Source organism: Streptomyces sp. NPDC058964 (assembly GCF_042741275.1).
GTDB lineage: Bacteria > Actinomycetota > Actinomycetes > Streptomycetales > Streptomycetaceae > Streptomyces.
Genome location: NZ_JBHYKH010000096.1, coordinates 1 through 21,519 on the forward strand (window position 1 = coordinate 1; position 21,519 = coordinate 21,519).

15 protein-coding genes are annotated in these 21,519 nt (G+C 71.8%); 7 read left to right on the forward strand and 8 right to left on the reverse strand.

From position 1 onward, the window contains the following. Window positions 1-232 precede the first annotated feature (232 nt). On the forward strand, window positions 233-844 hold the full coding sequence (locus ACFW2E_RS14895; protein WP_384466352.1) for a LysE family translocator: 612 nt from the start codon (window positions 233-235) through the stop codon (window positions 842-844). Between the two features lie 3 nt (window positions 845-847). Here ACFW2E_RS14895 and ACFW2E_RS14900 read toward each other — a convergent pair whose 3' ends face one another. Continuing rightward, window positions 848-1,900: a chitinase gene (locus tag ACFW2E_RS14900; protein ID WP_384466376.1), complete on the reverse strand. Its 1,053-nt coding sequence runs from the start codon at window positions 1,898-1,900 to the stop codon at window positions 848-850. Window positions 1,901-2,097: 197 nt separating this feature from the next. Between ACFW2E_RS14900 and ACFW2E_RS14905 the strand changes: the two genes are divergently transcribed. Together ACFW2E_RS14905 and ACFW2E_RS14910 are read left to right on the forward strand one after the other, a co-directional pair. After that, complete coding sequence (locus ACFW2E_RS14905) at window positions 2,098-3,105, forward strand: aldo/keto reductase (protein WP_384466354.1); 1,008 nt, start codon at window positions 2,098-2,100, stop codon at window positions 3,103-3,105. A 29-nt stretch (window positions 3,106-3,134) separates the two neighbouring features. Beyond that, window positions 3,135-3,725 carry a TetR family transcriptional regulator gene (locus ACFW2E_RS14910; RefSeq protein WP_384466356.1) on the forward strand — a complete coding sequence of 197 codons (591 nt, stop codon included), beginning with the start codon at window positions 3,135-3,137 and terminating at the stop codon, window positions 3,723-3,725. A 189-nt stretch (window positions 3,726-3,914) separates the two neighbouring features. Here ACFW2E_RS14910 and ACFW2E_RS14915 read toward each other — a convergent pair whose 3' ends face one another. The 3 genes from ACFW2E_RS14915 to ACFW2E_RS14925 all read right to left on the reverse strand — a co-directional run bounded on the left by ACFW2E_RS14915 (window position 3,915) and on the right by ACFW2E_RS14925 (window position 6,904). Further along, window positions 3,915-5,072 (reverse strand): serine hydrolase domain-containing protein, encoded by a 1,158-nt coding sequence (locus ACFW2E_RS14915; RefSeq protein WP_384466358.1) that lies wholly within the window; start codon window positions 5,070-5,072, stop codon window positions 3,915-3,917. Window positions 5,073-5,144: 72 nt separating this feature from the next. Beyond that, the gene (locus tag ACFW2E_RS14920) at window positions 5,145-5,360 is read right to left on the reverse strand and encodes a hypothetical protein (RefSeq protein ID WP_384466360.1); all 216 of its coding nucleotides are present in this window, start codon (window positions 5,358-5,360) and stop codon (window positions 5,145-5,147) included. A gap of 116 nt (window positions 5,361-5,476) precedes the next feature. Further along, a complete protein-coding gene (locus ACFW2E_RS14925; protein ID WP_384466362.1) occupies window positions 5,477-6,904 on the reverse strand; it encodes an MFS transporter in 1,428 nt (475 codons plus the stop codon). Window positions 6,905-7,005: 101 nt separating this feature from the next. On the opposite strand from ACFW2E_RS14925, the gene ACFW2E_RS14930 reads away from it, so the two are divergent. Next, complete coding sequence (locus tag ACFW2E_RS14930) at window positions 7,006-7,908, forward strand: helix-turn-helix transcriptional regulator (protein WP_384466364.1); 903 nt, start codon at window positions 7,006-7,008, stop codon at window positions 7,906-7,908. Here the strand turns inward: ACFW2E_RS14930 and ACFW2E_RS14935 are convergent. Continuing rightward, window positions 7,898-9,343 carry an MFS transporter gene (locus ACFW2E_RS14935; protein WP_384466366.1) on the reverse strand — a complete coding sequence of 482 codons (1,446 nt, stop codon included), beginning with the start codon at window positions 9,341-9,343 and terminating at the stop codon, window positions 7,898-7,900. The two genes, ACFW2E_RS14930 and ACFW2E_RS14935, sit on opposite strands and share 11 nt — an antisense overlap. Before the next feature lie 142 nt (window positions 9,344-9,485). Here ACFW2E_RS14935 and dusB point away from each other — a divergent pair, with 142 nt between their 5' ends. After that, on the forward strand, window positions 9,486-10,652 hold the full coding sequence (gene dusB / locus ACFW2E_RS14940) for a tRNA dihydrouridine synthase DusB (RefSeq protein WP_384466368.1): 1,167 nt from the start codon (window positions 9,486-9,488) through the stop codon (window positions 10,650-10,652). On the opposite strand, the gene ACFW2E_RS14945 is transcribed toward dusB, so the two are convergent. From ACFW2E_RS14945 to ACFW2E_RS14955, 3 genes are all read right to left on the reverse strand, one after another. Further along, window positions 10,653-12,512: a CDP-alcohol phosphatidyltransferase gene (locus ACFW2E_RS14945; protein ID WP_384466378.1), complete on the reverse strand. Its 1,860-nt coding sequence runs from the start codon at window positions 12,510-12,512 to the stop codon at window positions 10,653-10,655. Between the two features lie 631 nt (window positions 12,513-13,143). After that, entirely contained in the window at window positions 13,144-15,081 is a 1,938-nt protein-coding gene (locus ACFW2E_RS14950; protein ID WP_384466370.1) for a glycogen debranching N-terminal domain-containing protein, read from the reverse strand. Further along, window positions 15,078-16,526: a hypothetical protein gene (locus ACFW2E_RS14955; RefSeq protein WP_384466371.1), complete on the reverse strand. Its 1,449-nt coding sequence runs from the start codon at window positions 16,524-16,526 to the stop codon at window positions 15,078-15,080. Before ACFW2E_RS14955 ends, ACFW2E_RS14950 begins: the two co-directional genes overlap by 4 nt. A 121-nt stretch (window positions 16,527-16,647) precedes the next feature. Here ACFW2E_RS14955 and ACFW2E_RS14960 point away from each other — a divergent pair, with 121 nt between their 5' ends. Beyond that, entirely contained in the window at window positions 16,648-17,868 is a 1,221-nt protein-coding gene (locus tag ACFW2E_RS14960) for an ROK family protein (protein WP_384466373.1), read from the forward strand. 405 nt (window positions 17,869-18,273) lie between these two features. Continuing rightward, window positions 18,274-21,021 carry a pyruvate, phosphate dikinase gene (ppdK, locus tag ACFW2E_RS14965; protein WP_384466375.1) on the forward strand — a complete coding sequence of 916 codons (2,748 nt, stop codon included), beginning with the start codon at window positions 18,274-18,276 and terminating at the stop codon, window positions 21,019-21,021. The last annotated feature ends 498 nt before the right edge of the window (window positions 21,022-21,519 follow it).

Consider the following 21,519-nt stretch of genomic DNA (forward strand, 5'->3'; position numbering starts at 1 on the left):
GGGGTTTCGGGGTGTGGGGCGAGGGCCGGTGCGCCCCGGCCGGGTGGGGCTCTCGACCGGGGGGCCCCCCCCCCGGGTACCCCGGCCTTCGCCCCCCCACCCCCCGAGTGGGGTGGGCGCCCCGGTCGGGGAGGGGAGCGGTCCTCGTCGTCGGCCGCCCGTGATTGGCCCTCGATACGGGACCCGCAGTGGTCCTGTGCCGGGGGCCGTCGTGTCGTCAGGGTGGTGAGCCATGAGCATCGCGTTTCTGCTGACCACCCTCGTCGTCGTGGCCACCCCCGGCACCGGCGTCGTCTACACCCTCGCCGCCGGGCTCTCCCGCGGCCGCCGCGCGAGCGTCGTCGCGGCCTTCGCCTGCACGCTCGGCATCGTTCCGCACGTGGTCGCCACCGTCACCGGCGTCGCCGCGCTGCTGAACGCCGGCGCCTTCGCCTTCCAGGTACTGAAGTACGCCGGTGTCGCCTATCTGCTCTACATGGCGTGGACGACGGCGCGGGACAGGCGGGCGATCGCCGTCGAGGAGGACACCGCCCCGCGCTCGGCGGCCCGCGTGATCGTCCGGGGCGTACTGATCAACCTCCTCAACCCGAAGCTGACGATCTTCTTCTTCGCGTTCCTGCCGCAGTTCGTGAGCCCGGACGAGCCGCACGCCCTCGCCCGGATGCTGGGGCTCAGCGGCGTGTTCATGCTGGCCACGTTCCTCGTCTTCGCCGGGTACGGCGTCCTCGCCGCGTCCGTGCGCAGCCACGTCACCTCCCGGCCGAGGGTGATGACGTGGCTGCGGCGGAGCTTCGCGGGGTCGTTCGTGGCGCTGGGGGCGAAGCTCGCCCTCACCGCACGCTGAGGCTCAGCGTCCCTGCAGGGACCGTACGTTGTCGCCGAAGGTCCAGTTCTTCGAGCCGTCCCAGTTGACCGACCAGGTCATCAGGCCCTTGAGGGAGGTGCCGTAGTGGCGCCAGGCCTGGGAGACCAGGCTCGGGGACAGGTAGCCGCCGCCCGCGCCCGGCTGCGCGGGCAGACCCGGCACCTGCTTGTCGTACGGCACCCTGATCGTCGTGCCCTGCACCGCCAGCCCCTTGTTCAGGCAGTCGGTCTGCGCGGTGAAGCCGGCCACCGTGCCCGCCGGGTACGAGTCGCCGGAGCAGCCGTACATGCTGCCGTTGTAGTACTGCATGTTGAGCCACCACAGACGGCCGTTGTCCGCGTACTTCTTGACGATCGGCAGATACGCGCCCCAGACCGAGCCGTAGGTGATGCTCCCGCCCGTGACGTACGCCGTCTCCGGGGCCATCGTCAGACCGAAGCCGGAGGGCATCTTCGCGAGCACCCCGTCGATGATGCGGATCAGGTTGGCCTGGGACGTGGACAGCTGGTTGATGTTGCCGCTGCCCACCAGGCCCGTCTCGATGTCGATGTCGATGCCGTCGAAGTTGTACTTCTTCAGGATCGGGACGATCGTCGCCACGAACCGGTCCGCGACCGCCGACGAGCCGAGGTCGATGCCGGCCGCCGCGCCACCGATGGACAGCAGGATCGTCTGCCCGGACGCCTTCGCGGCGCACATCTCCGCGGGCGTGGCCACCTTCACGCCGGCGTCCATGCCGTCCTCCCACAGCGCGGTGCCGTCGGAGCGGATGACCGGGAAGGCCGCGTTGATCACGTTGTAGCCGTGGGCGGCGATACGGGAGTCGGTGATCGGGGTCCAGCCGAAGGGCGGGTGGACGCCGTTGGCGGAGCCGTCCCAGTTCTCCCAGTAGCCCTGCAGGACCTTGCCGGCCGGGCGGGACCTGACGGCGCAGGTGTCGGCCGCGGATGCGGTGGGGGCGGTGGCGATCGAGAGTGGGACGAGGACGGCCGTGGTCAGCGCGGCGGCGAACAGACGCAGCGTGCGGCGCAGCATACGGAGCCTCCCGGTGGGGGTGCGGTGAGGTGTCGTAGCCATGACAGTGCTCGTGGTCCAGACCTCTCGTCAATAGGTCTGGACCAAAAGTCCGGCCGAGGTGGGCGTGGTGGGCCGGCGTGCGACTGGAGACCGAGGCTGACATATGACAGCTGACAGATATTGAAATCTGTCAGCCGTCATGTCATGGTGGTCGCATGACGACGCAAACCCGAACCCTCGGAACCACCGGCCCCCGGGTCGCCGCCCTCGGCCTCGGCTGCATGGGCATGTCCGCGCTGTACGGAGACGCGGACCGCGCCGAGTCCATCGCCACCGTCCATGCCGCCCTGGAGGCGGGCATCACCCTGCTCGACACCGGCGACTTCTACGGCATGGGCCACAACGAACTGCTGATCGGTGAGGCCCTGCGCACCGCACCCGCCGCCCGCCGGGAACAGGCGCTGGTCAGCGTGAAGTTCGGCGCGCTGCGCGACCCGGAGGGAGGCTGGAGCGGCTACGACGGCCGGCCGGCGGCCGTGCGCAACTTCGCCGCGTACTCCCTCCAGCGCCTCGGCGTCGACCACATCGACGTCTACCGGATCGCCCGCCGGGACCCGGACGTCCCGATCGAGGAGACGGTCGGCGCGATCGCGGAACTGGTCCAGAAGGGCTACGTCCGGCACATCGGCCTCAGCGAGGTCGACGCCGACACGATCCGCCGCGCCGCCGCCACCGCGCCGGTCTCGGACCTCCAGATCGAGTACTCGCTGATCTCCCGCGGCATCGAGGAGTCGGTCCTGCCGACCACCCGCGAGCTGGGCATCGGCATCACCGCGTACGGCGTCCTGTCCCGGGGACTGATCTCCGGCCACTTCACCCGCGACCGGCAGCTTGCCGTGAACGACTTCCGGGCGCACTCGCCCCGCTTCCAGGGCGAGAACCTCCAGCACAACCTCGACCTCGTGGAGGCGCTGCGCAAGATCGCCGAGCAGCGGGGCGTGAGCGTGGCCCAGATCGCGATCGCCTGGGTGCTGTCCCGCGGCGAGGACATCGTGCCGCTGGTCGGAGCCCGCACCCGGGAGCGGCTCGACGAGGCGCTGGGCGCGCTGGACGTGGCGCTGGACGAGGCCGACCTGCGGGCGATCGAGGAGGCCGTGCCGGCCGGCGCGGCTGCGGGCGAGCGCTACCCGGCCGCGCAGATGGCACACCTCGGGACCAAGTAGCGGCCCGGTCGCCGGGTACGGTCTAGGCCATGGCACCGAGCACCGAGACCCTGACCGCCGAGCGCATCCTCGAGGCGACCGAGGAGGTGCTGCGCCGCCACGGCCCGGCCAAGGCCACCGTGGTGGACGTGGCCCGCGCACTCGGTGTCAGCCACGGCAGCGTCTACCGGCACTTCCGCACGAAGGCCGCGCTGCGTGAGGCGGTGACCAAGCGGTGGCTGGACCGCACCTCGCAGGTCCTGTCGGTCATCGTCGACGCCGGTGACCGGGACCCCGAGTCCCGGCTGCGCGACTGGGCCGGGGCCCTGTTCGACGCCAAGCGCCGCAAGGCGGGCGAGGACCCGGAACTGTTCGCCACGTACATGGTGCTCGTCGACGAGAACGTCGAGGCGGTCGCCGAACACATCACGGACCTGACCGGCCAGCTGACCCGGATCGTCCGGGACGGCGCCGAGTCGGGCGCCTTCGCCACCGCCGACCCCGCCACCACGGCCCGGGCGCTCTTCCAGGCCACCGGCCGCTTCCACGATCCCTGCTACGCCCGGGAGTGGGAACGGCCGGACGTCGAGGCCGACTTCACGGCGCTGCTCGACCTGCTGGTGCGCGGCCTGCGGGGCTGACACCCCGTAGGCCCCCAGGCCCTGCCGTCCGATCTCCGCCCGTCCTGCACGCCCTGCACGCTCCCCGGGCTCTTCGAGCAGGGGGCTGCCGGTTGCCGCACCGGGCCCTGACCCAGGTACATCCAGGAGACCCCCGTGACGCCGCCGGGCCCGCCCTTCGGGTGGACGACGGGGATGTGACGACAGGACCTAACGTCCCGCCGTGCCGCGCCAGAAGTCGCGCATCAGGGGTGTCGGGGTGGGGTTCCGCATGGCCACCTGGGTCAGCAGGATCGTGATCGTTCCGGAGGGCGGGACGAGATGGGCCGTGGTCCCGGTGCCGCCGACCCAGCCGTAGCGGCCGGGGACGTTCCAGGGGTCCGCCGGGGTGACGTCGACCTGGGCGCCGTAGCCCCAGCCCTGGCCCTCCAGGAAGAGGGCTCCGATCTCGCGCTGGGCCGCGGTGAGGTGGTTCGTCGTCATGCGGCTCACCGACGTCGGGGACAGCAGGCGGTGGCCGTTCCCCTCGCCGCCGTTCAGGAGCATCCGGGCGAAGGCCAGATAGTCGTCGGCCGTCGAGACCAGGCCTCCGCCCCCCGACGGGAACGCCGGCATCCGGCTCCAGTCGCCGTCCGGGGTGTCCGCGAGCTCCAGGGCGCCTTCGTCGGTACCAGGGCGGTAGCTGCTGGTGAAGCGGTGCCGTTTCGCGGCCGGGACCTCGAAACCCGTGTCCGTCATGCCCAGAGGCGCGAAGACCCGCTCCGCCAGGAACTCCGGGAGCGTACGCCCAGAGGCCCGCGCCACCAGGACGCCCTGGAGGTCCGAGCACGTCTGGTACAGCCACGCCTCGCCCGGCTGGTACAGCAGCGGCACTCCGGCGAGCGCGGCCAGCCAGGTGTCGGGGTCCGGGTAGGCCTGCGGGGCGCGGCCGTCCTTCTGGACCTCGAACAGGGCCCGCACCGCCGGGAGCGAGAAGTCGGACGGAAAGCCCCAGCCGGCCCGCGAGCTGAGCAGGTCCTCCACCGTGATCGGCCGGGCCGCCGGGACCAGGTCGTCCAGGGGGCCTGCCGGGGTGCGGACCGCCATGGGCTTCGACAGCTCCGGCAGCCACGTGTCCACCGGGTCGTCGAGCCCGATCCGGCCGTCCTCCACCAGCATCAGCACCGCCGCCGCCGTGACCGGCTTGGTGATCGAGGCGATCCGGAAGATCGAGTTCCGGGTCATCGGAGCCGAGCCGCCGGCGTCCACGGAGCCGACGGCCACCACCTCGACGTCGTCACCGCGGGCGACCAGGCCCACCGCTCCCGGTACCGTGCCGTCGTCCACGTACCGGCGCAGGAGGGCGTGCAGTTCGGTGGTCCCTGTCATCGGTGGGCCTTCCGGTCGTCGCGGTCGGATACGTCTCTACGACTCCTGCCGCGCCGGAAACTCATCGCGGCGTCAGCGCGGCTGCGCCCCCGCCGGGTCCACCGTCGCCTGGTGGGCCTCCGCCAGATGCTCCTCCGCCTTCAGCCAGGGCAGGAACTGAGCACCCTTGCGCCAGCCGCAGGTGTCACATCTGATCGTCCGCTGCACTCCCGTGCGCTGCACTCTGACCACATGCTCCCGGCCGTGCTGGTCCCAGCGGCTGACCTTGCTCGTGTTGATCTGCAACATGACGCCTCCAGCGTCCGTCCACAGGCGATACGTCCGTCCGCGCTTCAAGGAGTGTGCAGCAAGAGCAACATCAACAGGACCCCCTTCGCCGCGAGTTGGCCAAGCCGTGCCCTGCCTCAGTGCACGGTCCGCGGCAGCCGCAGGCTGAGCAGGCCGGTCAGGACCACCCCGGCCAGCTGGACCACCAGGGTGGTCAGCAGGGCGTCCCGCATCCCGAGGTGCGGGACCAGCGAGAGGAAGAGGGTGCCCAGGGTCGCCACGCCCAGCGCGAGCGCCGACTGCTGGGTGGTGACCATCACCCCGCTGCCCACGCCGGCCCGGGCGGGCGGCACCTCGGACATGACGATCCGCAGGACGACGGGGAGTTGGAGTGCCTGCCCGGCACCGGCCACCGCGGCCCCGGGAAGCAGCGCGACGAGACCCAGGTCGGGCCAGTCGTGCCAGGCGGCCAGCGCGATCAGCGCCACGCCCACCGCCTGGATCAGCGATCCGGCGGTGACCACCCGCGAGCCGAACCGGGCCACCAGGCGCGGGCCGGCGAGCGAGACGAAGAGGAACACCACGGCCATCGGGGCCAGTGCCAGCCCCGCCGGGACCGGGCCGAGGCCCGCCCCGCGCTGCAGCGCCACCGCGATCACGAACATGAAACCGCTGAAGCCCATGGAGAACGGCAGCATCAGCACCAGACCCCGGCGCAGCGACACCAGCGCGAACAGGCTCGGCGGGACGAGCGGTGTACGGCCGTCGCGGTCCGCCCGGCGCTCCACCGCGTAGAACGTGCCCGCCGCGACCGGGAAGACGGCCAGCGCGAGCCAGGTCCACAGCGGCCAGCCCGCCGCCCTGCCCTCGGTGAGCGGGACGAGGAGCGCGAGCAGGGAGACCGCGAGCAGGACCGTGCCCGGTCCGTCGACCGGCTCGGGGCGCTGGGACCGGGTCTCCGGTACGACACGGGCGGCCAGGACCAGGCCGAGGACGACGACCGGCACGTTGACCAGGAACACCGCGCGCCAGCCGGTGCCGGCGAGGTCGGCGGCGACCAGGAGCCCGCCGAGGATCTGGCCCGCCACCATGGACAGTCCGGCCGTGGCGCCGTACAGGCTCATCGCCTTCGCGCGGCGCGTGCCCGTGGTGGCGGCCTGGATGGTGGCGAGGACCTGCGGCAGCATCGCGGCGGACGAGGCGCCCTGCGCGACCCGCGCCGCGACCAGGCTCCAGGCGCCCGGCGCGAGGCCGCAGGCCAGAGAGGTCAGACCGAAGGCGGCCATGCCGCCGAGGAAGAGCCGGCGGCGGCCGAACAGGTCGCCGAGCCGGCCGCCGAGGACGAGCAGGACGGCGTAGGCGACCCCGTACCCGGCGACGACCAGTTCGAGGACGGCCTCGCTCGCGGAGAGGTCCCGGCCGATGGTGGGCAGGGCCACGTTGACGATGAAGAAGTCGACGAGGGGAAGGGCCGCGGCCAGCAGTACCGTGAAGAGCCCGAGCCCGCCGAGTGCGGGAGGCGCGGCCGGGGAGCGGACGGTCGGTGGTGTGACGGTATCGGTCATGATCCCGAGCCTGCGCCCCCGCTCAGGCTGGTACCAGAGTCTCCATATCCTGGTACAAGAACTACCTGGAAACAGGGTTCGCCCCGGGGCAGGCTGGGAGTATGACGACCATGGTGCACGAGACGGCGGCCCCGGCCGCACGGGGTTCGGAGATCCGGCGGCACGAGCTGGCCGCCTTTCTGCGCAGCCGCCGCGAGCGCATCTCGCCGGAGCAGGTGGGGCTGCCGCGCGGTGTGCGCCGCCGCACGCCCGGTCTGCGCCGGGAGGAGGTCGCGCATCTCTCCGCGGTCGGTGTCACCTGGTACACATGGCTGGAGCAGGCCAGGGACATCCAGGTCTCCGTGCAGGTGCTGGACGCGCTGGCCCGCACCCTTCTGCTCGACGCCAGCGAACGCGCCCATCTCTTCCAGCTGGCCGGATCCGCCGACCCGACGCCCGCCGCGAGCTGTCCGACCGTCACCCCGGCGCTGCGGGAACTCCTGCGCGGACTGGAGCCGGTGCCGGTCTGCATCCAGAACAGCCGGTACGACATCCTCGCCTACAACCGCACCTACGGCCGCCTCCTCGGCGACCTCGACGCCGTACCGCCCGAGGACCGCAACTGCATGCTCCTCGTCTACACCAACGACCAGTGGCGGTCGTCGATCGTGCACCTGGAGGAGACCATGCGGCTGATGGCCGCCAGGCTCCGCGCGTCGATGGCCGGTCATCTCGGCGAGCCCGCCTGGAAGATGCTGGTCAAGCGACTGGCGACGGAGTCGGCGGAGTTCCGTGAGAACTGGGAGCGCTACGAGGTCGTCAACGCCCGCACCAAGACCAAGCAGTTCCGCAACCGGCACGTCGGCCTGCTCACCCTGGACCACACCGACCTGTGGCTCAACCCGGAGCTCGGGGCCCGGATGGTGACGTACGTGCCGGCGGACGAGGAGTCGAGGCTGCGGCTGGAGAAGCTGCACGCCCTCGTCCTGGCCGACGAGCAGCAGGCGGAGGGGATCAGGCGGTGAGGCCCGCCGCCTCCCTGACCTCCGGTGACTCCAGCCGCTGAGCGGTGCGTTCGGCCGTGCGGCGGGCCCATCGGCCGCTGGTGAGCATGCCGAGGACGAACACGGCCAGACCGCACGCGGTGAGGATCCACCACCCCGGCAGGGCCGCCGACACGAACGCGTCCTCGTACGACGACGAGCCCACCCCGGAGGCCAGTACGGCCCCGATCACGGCCACGCCCAGCGTCTGCCCGAGCTGCCTGCTGGTGGACGCCACGGCGGCCGCCACCCCGGCCTGGGCCCGCGGCATCCCGGACACCGCCGTGTTGGTGATCGGGGCGTTCACGAAGCCGAAGCCGATGCCGAACAGGACGTACCCGGCGAAGAGCGTGGCGTTCGACGTCTCCGCCTCGAACGCGGCGAACAGCGCCCCGCTCACGGTCATCGCGAGCCCGGCGATCACCAGCGGCAGACGCGGCCCCCGGCTGCCCACCAGCCGTCCGGACAGCGGCGCGCACAGGAACGTCGGCACCGCCATCGGCAGCATCCACAGTCCGGCGTGCAGCGCGTCGAGTCCGCGCACGTTCTGCAGGTACAGCGTGGACAGGAACAGGAAGCCGCCCAGCGCCGCGAACGCACTGATCGCTATCACCGTGGCACCGCTGAACGGCGCCGAACGGAAGAAGCGCAGGTCGATCAGGGGTTCGTCGCGCCGGGGCTCGTACCACAGCAGTCCCAGCAGCGCGGCGAGCGCCACCGCGCCGAACGGCGCCACCGTGCCGGGGCCCGAGTCCGGCGCCTGGATGATCGCGTAGGTCAGCGAGCCGAACAGCGCGATCACCAGCAGCTGGCCGACCGGGTCGGGGCGGCGTGCCCGGGGCGCGCGGGACTCGGGGACGTAGCGCAGGGTCAGCAGCAGTGCCGTCAGGCCCACCGGCAGGTTGACCCAGAAGATCGAGCGCCAGCCGACCGACTCCACCAGCAGGCCGCCGACCAGCGGGCCGGCGGCCATGGATATGCCGACCACCGCGCCCCATACGCCGATGGCGCGGGCGCGCTCGCGCGGATCGGTGAAGGTGTTGGTGATGATCGACATGGCGACCGGGTTGAGCATGGAGCCGCCGACCGCCTGGATCATGCGGAACGCGACCAGCGCGTCGAGGTTCGGGGCGAGGGAGCAGAGCAGCGAGCCTGCGGCGAAGACGATCAGGCCCGCCATGAAGACCCTCTTGCGGCCGATCCGGTCGGCCGTGGAGCCCGCGAACATCAGCAGTGAGGCCAGCACCAGCGTGTAGGCGTCGATCGTCCACTGGAGACCGGACGTGGTGGCGTCCAGTTCGCGTTGCATCGACGGCAGGGCGACGTTCAGGGCGGTGACGTCGAGGCTCACGATCAGCAGGCTCATGCAGCAGATCGCGAGGACCAGTCGGCGTCGCCGTGGGCTGAGCTCGGGCATGCGTTCCATCGTACGCCGATTTCAATAGTGCGTCTAACTAATGACTGTCCATGATCATGGCCGTGCTCATGGGCCGCGATCACCGCCGGCGGTTGTCCACAGGCCCCGACGAGCACGCCCCGCCATACGGAACAATGGGGGAATGCCCAAGCCCGAGTCCCCCCTGCAGATCGGCCCGCACACCGTCCAGCCGCCCGTCGTGCTGGCCCCCATGGCCGGCATCACCAACGCGCCCTTCCGCACCCTGTGCCGGGAGTTCAGCGGTGGCAAGGGCCTGTTCGTGAGCGAGATGATCACGACCCGGGCGCTGGTCGAGCGCAACGAGAAGACCATGCAGCTGATCCACTTCGACGCGACCGAGAAGCCGCGCTCGATCCAGCTGTACGGCGTCGACCCGGCGACCGTCGGCAAGGCCGTCCGCATGATCGCGGAGGAGGACCTCGCCGACCACATCGACCTGAACTTCGGCTGCCCGGTCCCCAAGGTGACGCGCAAGGGCGGCGGCTCCGCCCTGCCCTACAAGCGCAACCTGCTGCGGTCGATCCTGCGCGAGGCCGTCAGCGGTGCCGGTGACCTGCCCGTCACCATGAAGATGCGCAAGGGCATCGACGACGACCACATCACCTACCTCGACGCCGGACGGATCGCGGTCGAGGAGGGCGTGACGTCCATCGCGCTGCACGGCCGCACCGCCGCCCAGCACTACGGCGGCACGGCGGACTGGGAGGCCATCGCGCGCCTCAAGGAGCACGTGCCGGAGATCCCGGTGCTCGGCAACGGCGACATCTGGTCGGCCGAGGACGCGCTGCGGATGGTGCGGGAGACGGGCTGCGACGGCGTCGTCGTGGGCCGCGGCTGCCTCGGCCGCCCGTGGCTGTTCGCCGACCTGGTGGCCGCCTTCGAGGGGCGGACCGGGGCCCGTGCCGGAGACACTGATGGACACGGTGCGCGGCCCTCCCTGCGCGAGGTCGCCGACGTCATGGTCCGGCACGCGACCCTGCTCGGGGAGTGGATAGGTGACGAGTCGCGCGGGGTCATCGACTTCCGCAAGCACGTGGCCTGGTACCTGAAGGGCTTCTCGGTCGGCTCCGAGATGCGCAAGCGGCTCGCGATCACCTCCTCGCTGGAGGAACTGCGGGCCGGTCTCGACGAACTGGACCTGGACCAGCCCTGGCCCGTCGGCGCCGACGGGCCCCGCGGCCGTACGTCCGGCAACAACCGGGTGGTGCTGCCGGACGGCTGGCTGAAGGACCCGTACGACTGCGCGGGGGTCGGCGAGGACGCGGAGCTGGACACCTCCGGCGGCTGATCAGCCCTTCTTGGGGTGCGGGGTCGACCCGTAGGCCGTCAGGAAGCGGTCCCGGAAGGAGCTCATCTTCCACACCGGCGCGCTGTGCGCCGGGCGCAGCCCGTCCGTCCAGTGCCAGTCCGCGATCTTGTCGAGGACCTTCGGGTCCTTGGCGACGATCGAGATCGGCACGTCACGGCTGGCATGGTTGCCGCTGACCCGGGCGATGGGCTGGTGGTCGCCGAGGAAGACGAGCACGGTGTTGTCGTTGCCGTAGCGCTCCAGCCACTGGGTCAGGGCGGTCACCGAGTACTGGATCGACTTGCCGTACTCCTGCCGGGACTTGGTGGTGTCGGCGATGACGTCGGCCGCCTTGTTGCCGGCCGCCTGGATGCCCTTGAAGATCGAGCCGTCGCCCAGCTGGTCCCAGCCGACCATCTTCGGGATCGGTGCCCACGGCTGGTGGCTGGAGGTCAGGATGATCTCCGACATCAGCTGCTTGCCGTCGGTGCGCTTCTTGCTGTGCACCCGCTGCTGGAACTGCTCGAGGGCGTACTGGTCGGGCATGGTCGACCAGCTGAACTTCGGGCCCTTGTAGCCCACCTGGAAGGCGTTGTAGACCTTGTCGAGGCCGTAGTACTTCTGTTCCGGCCAGCCCTTCTGCACGCCCGGCATCACACCGACCGTGTCCCAGGCGCCGGTCTTCTTGAACACCTTGGTGAGGCTGAGGTGGTCGCTGGCCATCACCGTGCGGTAGCGCTGCTGGTTGCTGATCCACAGGCCGGACAGCGTGGTGGAGTGGCCGAGCCAGCTGCTGCCGCCGTACGTCGCCGACGTCAGCCAGCCGCTCTTCGCGTGGAAGCCCGCCTTCGCCAGGGCCGCCGTGCGCTCGTCGAGCGTCGAGTCGACGCCGGGCGCCTCGATCGGGTCCTCGATGGCGCTGCGGCCGTAGCTCTCGATGAAGGTGAAGATCATGTCCTTGCCGCGCAGACCGGGGACCAGCTGGGCGGGCGGGGTGTTTCCGAACTTGTCGACCTTGGCGACCTTCGCGAACTCCGCCTCGTCCCGGAGTGTGTCCTGAACGCTCCGCGCCTGGACCTTCAGTACGCCGGCGGTGTGCTGCGAGGCGATCGGGATGCCCCCGACGGTGAGGCCGAGCGCGGTGCAGGTGATCCAGACGGTGCCGACGATCAGCGTGGCCTTCGAGGTCCTGGCCCGGTGTTTCACCAGCAGGTTGCCGAGGCGCACGGTGGCCAGGGCGACGAGGGTGATCAGCAGGAAGACGAGGACCACGGCGCCGACGGTGATGCCCGTCTCGGTCGTGCCGCCGAGGGTGTCCCGGAGGTATCCGCGGGCGTCACCGAACAGGGACCAGTCCAGGATGATGTTGAAGTGCCGGCCCAGGTACTCGTTGAACCCCATGTCCAGCATGTTCACGATGGCGACCGCGCCGAGCAGCGCGCCGGACAGCGCCGACACCACCAGCCGGGGCTTGCGCGGCAGGCTGATCAGCAGCACCGCCCCCATGATCGCCTCGGCCGGCAGCCGCATGAACTCGGCGGGCCGCAGATTGCCGAGGGTGTTCGGCATCTGGAGGCAGACGTAGACCAGGGCGGCGGACAGCACGGTGGTGAGGACGGACAGGACACGGGCGGCCGTGGGGTGCTCGGCCCGCCACCCGCGCCAGATCCGCCGCACGCGACCGCCGGAGCGGGTGCCCGCGGGTTCGGGGGCCGCTGTCGTCTCGGGGGTCCCGGTGCCGGGGTCCGTGCGGGCGGCGGACTGCGCATCGGGCGTCGGCTCGGTGGCGGCCAGCGGGCCGCCGGTCGGCTCGGCGGCGGGGTCTGTGCCGGCGGAGGATCCCTCGGCCCCGGGCGTCATCTCGCCCGCGGACGCGCTGTCCGCCTCGGCGGCGGGCCGGGAGGTGTCGCTCGCGGTGTCCTCTCGCGGGGCGGCCTTCTCACCCTGCGTCTTCGTGTCCTCGCCCGTCGCGGCACGGCCGGACTCCGCACGCGCGGACTCCGCGCTTGCGGACTCCGCGCTTGCGGACTGCGCACGCGCGGACTCCGCGCTTGCGGACTGCCCACGCGCCGACTTGGCCCGCGCGAGCCTGACCCGCGCGGACTCGGCATCGACGGTTGCCGCACCGCCGGCTGCCGCACCGGGGGAGGCGGTCTCGTCGTCCCGGGACTTCCCCGTGGTGGGGCCGCCGCCCTCCGCCTCGGCTTCCCGGGCCGGGGCGGGGACGGTGGGAACGACCTCGGCCGCCTCGGCCTCCGGATTCCCGACCGCGGTTCCTTCGGCGGAGCCGCTGGGTTCCCCGGCCGTACTGCGTGACTGGCGCGTGCTCGTGTGCTGAGGCAACCCGAAGGTCCTTCCATGCGCGACCCGTGAACGGAACGGCGGGCCACACTGGGGAGGCAAGGGCCCGCCGCCCTCCCGTACGGTTCGCCTCCGGCGCCTGTTCAGGGCCCTGGGCAAACACCCGGCAAACGGCTCGTCAACACTCCTGCTAGGCGCCCCCGACCGCCGTGAGCAGCGCCAACGGGGCCGCCGCGGAGCGGGACTCCCGTACACACGCGTGCGGGTACGGCACCGGCTCCGCATGGCTGTCGCGGCCGTAGCCCGCGAGCACCTCGGGCAGCCGGTGACCGGTCGCGGTGGCCGCCTCGACCAGGGCGTGGGCGACCGAACGGGCCTCGTCGTGCAGGCCGTAGCGGGCCAGCCCCAGGGTGATCAGCGCGTTGTCGTGCGGCCAGACCGAACCCCGGTGGTACGAGAGGGGGTGGTACGCGGGCTGACCGGAAGCCAGGGTGCGTACGCCCCAGCCCGAGAAGAAGTCCGGCTCCAGCAGGCGCCGGCCCACCAGCTCGCCGTACTCCTTGTCCAGCAGCCCCGACCACAGCAGGTGGCCCGCGTCCGACGCCAGCGCGTTCACCTGGCTGCCCTGCCCGTCCAGCGCGAGCGCCGGGAAGGAGTGCTCCGGCATCCAGAAGTCCCGCTGGAAGCGGTCGCGCAGGTCGGCGGCGGCCTGTTCGAGGAGGGCGGCGTAGGTCTCGTCCGCCCAGACCGTGCGCGCGACCCAGGCCGTGCGGCGCAGCGCGTCGTACGCGTAGCCCTGGGCCCCCGCCGCCATCACCGGGCCGGTCGCGCGGGTGCCGTCGGCCGAGCAGATGGCGCCGGGGGAGTCCTTCCAGTTCTGGTTGGCGAGGCCGCCCCGGTCGGCGCGGTAGACCAGATAACCGCGCGAGGTGAGCCCGCCGTGGTCCAGCATCCAGCCGATCGCCGCACGGGCGTTGGGCTCCAGACGCCGGGCCAGGCCGGTGTCCCCGGTCCGCTCGACGTAGGCGCCGAGCAGGACGAGGAACAGCGGCGTCGCGTCGACCGAGCCGTAGTAGCGGCCGAACGGCACCTGCCCGAAGTGCGCCAGCTCCCCGTGCCGCACCTCGTGCACGATCTTTCCCGGCTGGGCCACCGAGGACGCCCCGGTCTCCGTCGCCTGGGTGGCGGCGAGCGCGGGGAGCGTGGCGGCCGCCAGCCCGGGACGGTAGGGGAGGGCGAAGAGGGAGGTGAGGAGGGCGTCCCTGCCCAGGAGGGTCAGGAACCAGGGGGCCCCGGCCGCCGGTACGCGCAGCTCCTCGCCGTCGGGGCCGGTCGCCGGGACCTGCAGCGCGGCGAGGTCGGCGAGGCCGCGGGCGCAGGCCGCCGCCAGCTCCGGCCAGCCGGTGGGGAAGGCCACGCCCTCCACGAACTCACCCTCCAAGGTGAGCAGTTGCTCGTTCAGTGCGCCCGGTGAGCGCGGCACGCGCAGGGCGCGCTTGTCGCCGTGCGGGCGCGCCATGACCCGCAGCACCAGCTCCGCGGTGCCGTGCGGTTCGAGATCCAGGGTCCACACGAGACGGCGGGCACCGGTGCCGGTCTCCTCGACGCCGTCCGGGGAGGGGTCGGCCGTGATGGTCGTACAGGACCGCCATTCACCGCGCCGGTAGGTGAACTCCACGCCGTCGTCCAGGACCTGCCGGGAGCGTACGGCGCCGGTCTTGGTGTAGGTGCGGTGGTCGGAGCGGAGCTCGAACTGGTCGGTGAAGTCGGCGTCGGCGGTGATCGCCAGGCGCACGGTGGTCGGCACCGGGCGGTTGCTGGTCACCCGGAGCGACTCGACGAACGAGCTGTCACCGACGGCCTGTTCACGGAAGAGGGTGTGCGCGGGCGGCTCCTGACGGCCGCCGCGCGGGACGAGGACGCAGCGGGCGCCGTCGCCGTCCGCGACCGGTGTGAGCGCCTCGGGCACCGCGCCGTCGACCGTCAGCTGCCAGCGGCTCAGGTGCCGGGCGTCGCGCACGAATAACCCGTCCGGGGAACCGCTGTTCCGTACGCCGCTGATGTCGCCCCGGTCGCCCACGGCGGCGAACGTCGCGCCGTGCACGAGCAGATGATGCCGGTCCGTCATCCCCGGTTCCCTCCCTTGTCACTCCTGTCGAACGTTTCGCCGCCCGCGCCGGACACGCCGTGCGCCGGGGCTTTGCCAAGCCGTGGTGGCTCGCGCAGCAGGTCCAGCGCGAGGGCGGCGGTCCAGCCGAAGCCGCTCGCGCCGCACGCCTCGCCGGTGAACGGGTCGACGTACTCGGCGTATCCGGACGCGTCGGCCGTCTCCACGAGCGCCTCGCGCAGCGCCTCCGCCCGCTCCCGCTCGCCGTGCACCCGCAGCCCGCGCTCCAGGAGCCAGCTCGTGTTGAACCAGGCCGGGCCGCGCCAGTAGCGGTGCGCGTCGAAGGCCTCGCCGAGGAGGTCGTAGCTGGGCACCAGGCGGGTGGTGTCCCCGAGCCCGAAGTGCGGGCCGCTCAGGGTGGAGACGAGGGCGGTGACGATGTCACGGGGCAGCTCGGGCAGGAGCAGCGGGACCAGACCGGACACGCCGCGCTCCCGGATCAGCCCGCCGCCGCGCACGTCCCGGCACAGGAAGACGCCCGCGGCCGGGTCCCACAGCCGCTCCACCAGCGCCGCCGTCAGCCGCTCGGCGCGTGCGTGCCGGGCCGTGCCGGGCGCCCCCAGCTCCTGCGCGATCCGCGCCAGCGCGTGCTCGGAGGCGATGAGCAGCGCGTTGAACGCCGGGTCCTCGACGGCGAAGTCGCCCTTCCCGTCGGTGTACCCGGCGTCCCGGTAGTCCGCCGCCAGCCGTACGTAGCGCCCGTAGTCCAGGTCCGTGGGCCGGTCCTCGGGTGCCCCGTGGTCGAGGTCGGCGCGGCGGAAGGAGCGGGCCGGGGCCGGAGTGACGCGGGACAGCGGGGCGTCCCAGCAGGGGCTGTTGTCCATACCCTGTTCCCAGGGGTGCACGACGGACGCCAGCCCGCCACCGCCCAGGTCCCGCCGGTGCAGCAGATAGCGGTGCCAGGCGGCCAGCCGCGGGTGGGTCCGGGCCAGAAAGCCACGGGCCCGGGACAGCCCCGGGTCGGCGCAGTGCACCAGCCAGGCCGCCAGCGCGTGCACCGGTGGTTGCACGATGCCCGAGGTCTGCACGGTGCGCGGGGCGCCCGCGGTGTGCCCCGCGGTCGAGGAGCGCCAGAAGTCGGGGCTCGGGAAGTAGGCGTCGAGCGGTACGGAGGGGTTGAACACGATGTGCGGGACGCGCCCGTCGGCCCACTGGGCGGCCAGCAGGGTCTCCAGCTCCGTCTGGGCCCGCAGCGGCGACAGGTGCCGCAGACCGATCGCGACGAACGCGGAGTCCCAGGACCACTGGTGCGGATACAGGCTGCGCGAGGGCACCGTGGAGGTGCCCGTCCAGTTCTCCTCCAGCACCCGGGCGGCCCTGACGTGCGGCGAATCCACCGGCAGCGGTGGATCGTATGCAATGGTGCGCTCCGCGGGGCGGGCGGTGAGCTGGGCAGTGCGATCCACTCGGGGCTCCCCGAAAGACGTCCGGCCGACCGGGTTCGGCTGTGGCTACCGTAGGGTTACGTCTATTTAACACGCAAAACTCAATATGTAATGCAGACTTGAGAAACACAAGGGGGTGCGCATGACCGGACGGCCCGGGAGGACCGGCAAGGGCGGCAGTCAGGCCGGCGCCGGCGATCTGCTCGAACTGGTGCGCAGTGGGCGCGCGGTCACACGCGGCGCCCTCCAGCAGGCCACCGGGCTCTCCAGGGCCACGGTCGGCCAGCGGCTCGACCGGCTGTTCCGGGCCGGTTGGCTGCGCGAGGGGGCCGGAGGCCCGGTCGACTCGCCGCTCGGCGGACGCCCCTCCATCACCCTGGAGTTCGACGACTCCCACGCCGTGGTCCTGGCCGCCGACCTGGAGACCCGGCACGCCCGCGCGGCCGTCCTGTCCCTGACCGGCGAGATCCTCGCCGAGCACTCCGGCGCGCTGGCCATCGAGGACGGTCCCGAGGCCGTACTGGGCGAACTCGGCCGCTGGTTCGCCGAGCTGCTGGAGAAGGCGGGACACCGCGCGGACGAGGCGTGCGGGATAGGGCTCGCGGTGCCGGGTCCGGTCGACAGCGAGACCGGCCGGGTCGTGCAGCCGCCGATCATGCCGGGCTGGGACGGCTACGACATACGCGGCCGTCTCTCCCGCGCCTTCACCGAGCACACCGGCGTGCCCGCCGTGCCGGTGCTCGTGGACAACGACGCGAACCTGATGGCGTACGGCGAACAGCGCACCGGACACCCCGACTGCTCGGCGTTCGTCCTCGTCAAGGTGTCGACCGGTATCGGCGCCGGTGTCGTGGTGGACGGCTCGATCTACCGGGGCGTCGACGGCGGGGCCGGCGACATCGGGCACATCCGGGTGGGCGCGGAGGCGTTGTGCCGGTGCGGTTCCCACGGCTGCCTGGCCGCCGTCGCCAGCGGTGGTGCCGTGGCCCGGCGGCTCGCGGAGTCCGGGGTGCCTGCGGCCTCGGGCTCGGACGTACGGGACCTGCTGGCCTCCGGGCACCCGGAGGCGGCCGCGCTCGCCCGCGAGGCCGGGCGCCGGGTGGGGGACGTACTGGCGACGGTCGTGACCCTGCTCAACCCAGGGGTCCTGATGATCGCCGGGGATCTGGCCGGAACACCCTTCCTCACCGGTGTCCGGGAACTGCTCTACCAGCGGGCGCTGCCCCGCTCCACCGCCCACCTGGACGTCGTGACGTCACGGCTCGGCGAGCGGGCCGGCCTGGTCGGCGCGGGTGCGCTGGTCGTGGAGCACCTCTACGCGCCGGAGCGGGTGGAGGAACGGCTGCTGGCGCTCGGGGTGTGACGGGCGTGTTTCCGTCCCAGGTCACGTCCGCATGGTGAAATCCGGGCGCCTGTGGCAGCGTGATTCTCGCCACCCTTGATAAGGGTTGCGCTCAGATGAGCGGATCACGAGCGGCTGCACTTTTCCAATGGGTGGCACTCAGTGCCACCCATTGATTGTTCATCGACCGAAATCAAACGTGGCGAGAGCTGCTCATCTGAGCGGTATTCGGTGCCTTCGGATGCTGATGCGTTCAAGAAGTGAAAACATGGGCTGTCCTGCGCTTGCCAAGCTTTGACTTTCGATCCTGTGGCGGACGGCTGGTTACGGGCGCATGACGCACAAGTGGACGTACCCATAGGCCTTCGATCTGGGTATGTTCCTGGCCGTCAGGGCAGCCACCGCGGCCTCAAGGAGTCGAGACCCGTGTCGGAAAACAAAGATCCCCAGGTAGCCGAGCAGGGCGAGAGCGTTGAGGGCGTGAAGTTCGTTTACGACTTCACCGAGGGCAACAAGGACCTCAAGGACCTCCTCGGCGGCAAGGGCGCGAACCTCGCCGAGATGACCAACCTGGGCCTTCCCGTCCCTCCCGGCTTCACGATCACCACCGAGGCCTGCAAGGTCTACCTCGACAGCGGCTCGGAGCCGGCGGCACTGCGTGACGAGGTGAGTGCGCACCTCTCCGCCCTCGAGGAGCGGATGGGCAAGAAGCTCGGCCAGGCCGACAACCCCCTCCTCGTGTCGGTCCGCTCGGGCGCGAAGTTCTCCATGCCCGGCATGATGGACACCGTCCTGAACATCGGCCTCTCCGACAAGTCGGTGCAGGGCCTGGCCAAGCAGGCCGGCGACGACCGGTTCGCCTGGGACTCGTACCGCCGCCTCATCCAGATGTTCGGCAAGACCGTCCTCGGCGTCGACGGCGAACTCTTCGAGGAGGCCCTCGACGCGGCCAAGGAGGCCAAGAAGGTCACCGTCGACACGGACCTCGAGGCGGCCGACCTGAAGAAGCTGGTCACCAAGTTCAAGAAGATCGTCAAGACCGAGGCCGGCCGGGACTTCCCGCAGGACCCGCGCGAGCAGATGGACCTCGCCATCAAGGCCGTCTTCGACTCCTGGAACGGCGACCGCGCCAAGCTCTACCGCCGCCAGGAGCGCATCCCCGGCGACCTGGGCACCGCGGTGAACGTCTGCTCCATGGTCTTCGGCAACCTGGGCCCCGACTCCGGCACCGGCGTCGCCTTCACCCGTGACCCCGCCTCCGGCCACCAGGGCGTCTACGGCGACTACCTGCAGAACGCGCAGGGCGAGGACGTGGTCGCGGGCATCCGCAACACCGTCCCGCTCGCGGAGCTGGAGAACATCGACAAGAAGTCGTACGACCAGCTCATGCAGATCATGGAGACCCTGGAGAACCACTACAAGGATCTCTGCGACATCGAGTTCACCATCGAGCGCGGCCAGCTCTGGATGCTGCAGACCCGGGTCGGCAAGCGCACCGCCGGTGCGGCCTTCCGCATCGCCACCCAGCTGGTGGACCAGGGCCTGATCGACGAGACAGAGGCGCTCCAGCGCGTCACCGGCGCCCAGCTGGCCCAGCTGATGTTCCCGCGGTTCGACGAGGACGCCAAGACCGAGCAGGTCGGCCGGGGCATCGCGGCCGCGCCGGGCGCGGCGGTCGGCAAGGCGGTCTTCGACTCGTACACCGCCGTCAAGTGGTCCCGCTCCGGCGAGAAGGTCATCCTGGTCCGCCGGGAGACCAACCCCGACGACCTCGACGGCATGATCGCGGCCGAGGGCATCCTGACCTCCCGCGGCGGCAAGACCTCGCACGCGGCCGTCGTCGCCCGCGGCATGGGCAAGACCTGTGTCTGCGGCGCCGAGGAGCTGGAGGTCGACACCAAGCGCCGCCGGATGACGGTGCCGGGCGGTCACGTCGTCGAGGAGGGCGACCTGATCTCCATCGACGGCTCGACGGGCAAGGTCTACCTGGGTGAGGTCCCGGTCGTCCCCTCCCCGGTCGTCGAGTACTTCGAGGGCCGGATGCACGCCGGCGCCGACGACGCCGACGAGCTGGTCGAGGCGGTCCACCGCATCATGGCCTTCGCCGACCGCAAGCGCCGCCTGCGGGTGCGCGCCAACGCGGACAACGCCGAGGACGCGCTGCGCGCCCGCCGTTTCGGCGCCCAGGGCATCGGCCTGTGCCGTACGGAGCACATGTTCCTCGGCGACCGGCGCGAGCTGGTGGAGCGGCTGATCCTGGCCGACACGGAGACCGAGCGCGAGGCGGCCCTCGAGCAGCTCCTCCCGCTGCAGAAGAAGGACTTCGTCGAGCTGTTCGAGGCGATGGACGGTCTGCCCGTGACCATCCGCCTCCTCGACCCGCCGCTGCACGAGTTCCTGCCGGACATCACCGAGCTGTCGGTCCGGGTCGCCCTGGCGGAGTCCCGCAAGGACGCGAACGAGAACGACCTGCGCCTGCTCCAGGCCGTCCACCGCCTGCACGAGCAGAACCCGATGCTCGGCCTGCGCGGCGTACGCCTCGGCCTGGTCATCCCCGGCCTGTTCACGATGCAGGTCCGGGCCATCGCCGAGGCCGCGGCCGAGCGCAAGAACGCCAAGGGCGACCCGCGCGCCGAGATCATGATCCCGCTCGTCGGCACCGTCCAGGAGCTGGAGATCGTCCGCGAGGAGGCCGACCAGGTCATCGCCGAGGTCGAGGCGGCGACGGGCGTCCGTCTGAAGCTGGCGATCGGCACCATGATCGAGCTCCCGCGCGCCGCGCTGACGGCGGACCAGATCGCGGAGGCGGCCGAGTTCTTCTCCTTCGGCACGAACGACCTGACCCAGACCGTGTGGGGCTTCAGCCGCGACGACGTCGAGGCCTCCTTCTTCACGGCCTACCTGGAGAAGGGCATCTTCGGCGTCAGCCCGTTCGAGACGATCGACAAGGACGGCGTCGGCTCCCTGGTGAAGGCGGCGGTCAAGGCGGGCCGGGAGACCCGGCCCGACCTGAAGCTGGGCGTCTGCGGCGAGCACGGCGGCGACCCCGAGTCGGTCCACTTCTTCCACGAGGTGGGTCTGGACTACGTCTCCTGCTCCCCGTTCCGGATCCCCGTCGCGCGCCTCGAGGCCGGCCGCGCGGCGACCCAGTCGGAGGGCAGCGACCACCGCTAGGCCCTCCGGCCACCGGACCCCGGAGCCGTCGTCGGTCCCCGACCCTCAGACCGATCGGCGGCGGCTCCGGCGCACCAAGAAGAAGGGGCGGCACCCTGTGCGGGGGTGCCGCCCCTTCGGCGTGCGTGCGAGCGGAACCCGGATGCCGGCGCGGGGCGGTCACAGGGGCGCACCACCCAGGGCGCGCGGGTCCTTCGGCCCGGGAAGCGCACCATCGTGCGCCCCCCACGGCCGGAAACGTCCGGCGACTGCCCGTTCGTCTGACCTGGTGGAGCCGAGGGGGCGCGGCGTGGGAGGCCGTGCGGGCGTGAGGGGGCACGGTCATGAGGCGGGCCGGACGAGGGTGTGGACGAAGGCTGTGGGGCGCGGTCATGGCGGCATTGCTGCTCGTGGCGATGCCGGCGATGCCGGCGGTTGCCCGGGGGGGGGCGGCGGGGGGCGGCGGCGCGGGGGGGGGCGGGGGGCGGGCCGGGCGCACCCCCCCCCCCCCCCCCCCCC

Bases quoted from the DNA above. Each gene is read 5' to 3' on its own strand.
- ACFW2E_RS14895 (WP_384466352.1), top strand. From the start codon at position 233: ATGAGCATCGCGTTTCTGCTGACCACCCTCGTCGTCGTGGCCACCCCC.
- ACFW2E_RS14900 (WP_384466376.1), bottom strand. From the start codon at position 1,900: ATGCTGCGCCGCACGCTGCGTCTGTTCGCCGCCGCGCTGACCACGGCC.
- ACFW2E_RS14905 (WP_384466354.1), top strand. From the start codon at position 2,098: ATGACGACGCAAACCCGAACCCTCGGAACCACCGGCCCCCGGGTCGCC.
- ACFW2E_RS14910 (WP_384466356.1), top strand. From the start codon at position 3,135: ATGGCACCGAGCACCGAGACCCTGACCGCCGAGCGCATCCTCGAGGCG.
- ACFW2E_RS14915 (WP_384466358.1), bottom strand. From the start codon at position 5,072: ATGACAGGGACCACCGAACTGCACGCCCTCCTGCGCCGGTACGTGGAC.
- ACFW2E_RS14920 (WP_384466360.1), bottom strand. From the start codon at position 5,360: ATGTTGCAGATCAACACGAGCAAGGTCAGCCGCTGGGACCAGCACGGC.
- ACFW2E_RS14925 (WP_384466362.1), bottom strand. From the start codon at position 6,904: ATGACCGATACCGTCACACCACCGACCGTCCGCTCCCCGGCCGCGCCT.
- ACFW2E_RS14930 (WP_384466364.1), top strand. From the start codon at position 7,006: ATGACGACCATGGTGCACGAGACGGCGGCCCCGGCCGCACGGGGTTCG.
- ACFW2E_RS14935 (WP_384466366.1), bottom strand. From the start codon at position 9,343: ATGCCCGAGCTCAGCCCACGGCGACGCCGACTGGTCCTCGCGATCTGC.
- dusB (WP_384466368.1), top strand. From the start codon at position 9,486: ATGCCCAAGCCCGAGTCCCCCCTGCAGATCGGCCCGCACACCGTCCAG.
- ACFW2E_RS14945 (WP_384466378.1), bottom strand. From the start codon at position 12,512: ATGACGCCCGGGGCCGAGGGATCCTCCGCCGGCACAGACCCCGCCGCC.
- ACFW2E_RS14950 (WP_384466370.1), bottom strand. From the start codon at position 15,081: ATGACGGACCGGCATCATCTGCTCGTGCACGGCGCGACGTTCGCCGCC.
- ACFW2E_RS14960 (WP_384466373.1), top strand. From the start codon at position 16,648: ATGACCGGACGGCCCGGGAGGACCGGCAAGGGCGGCAGTCAGGCCGGC.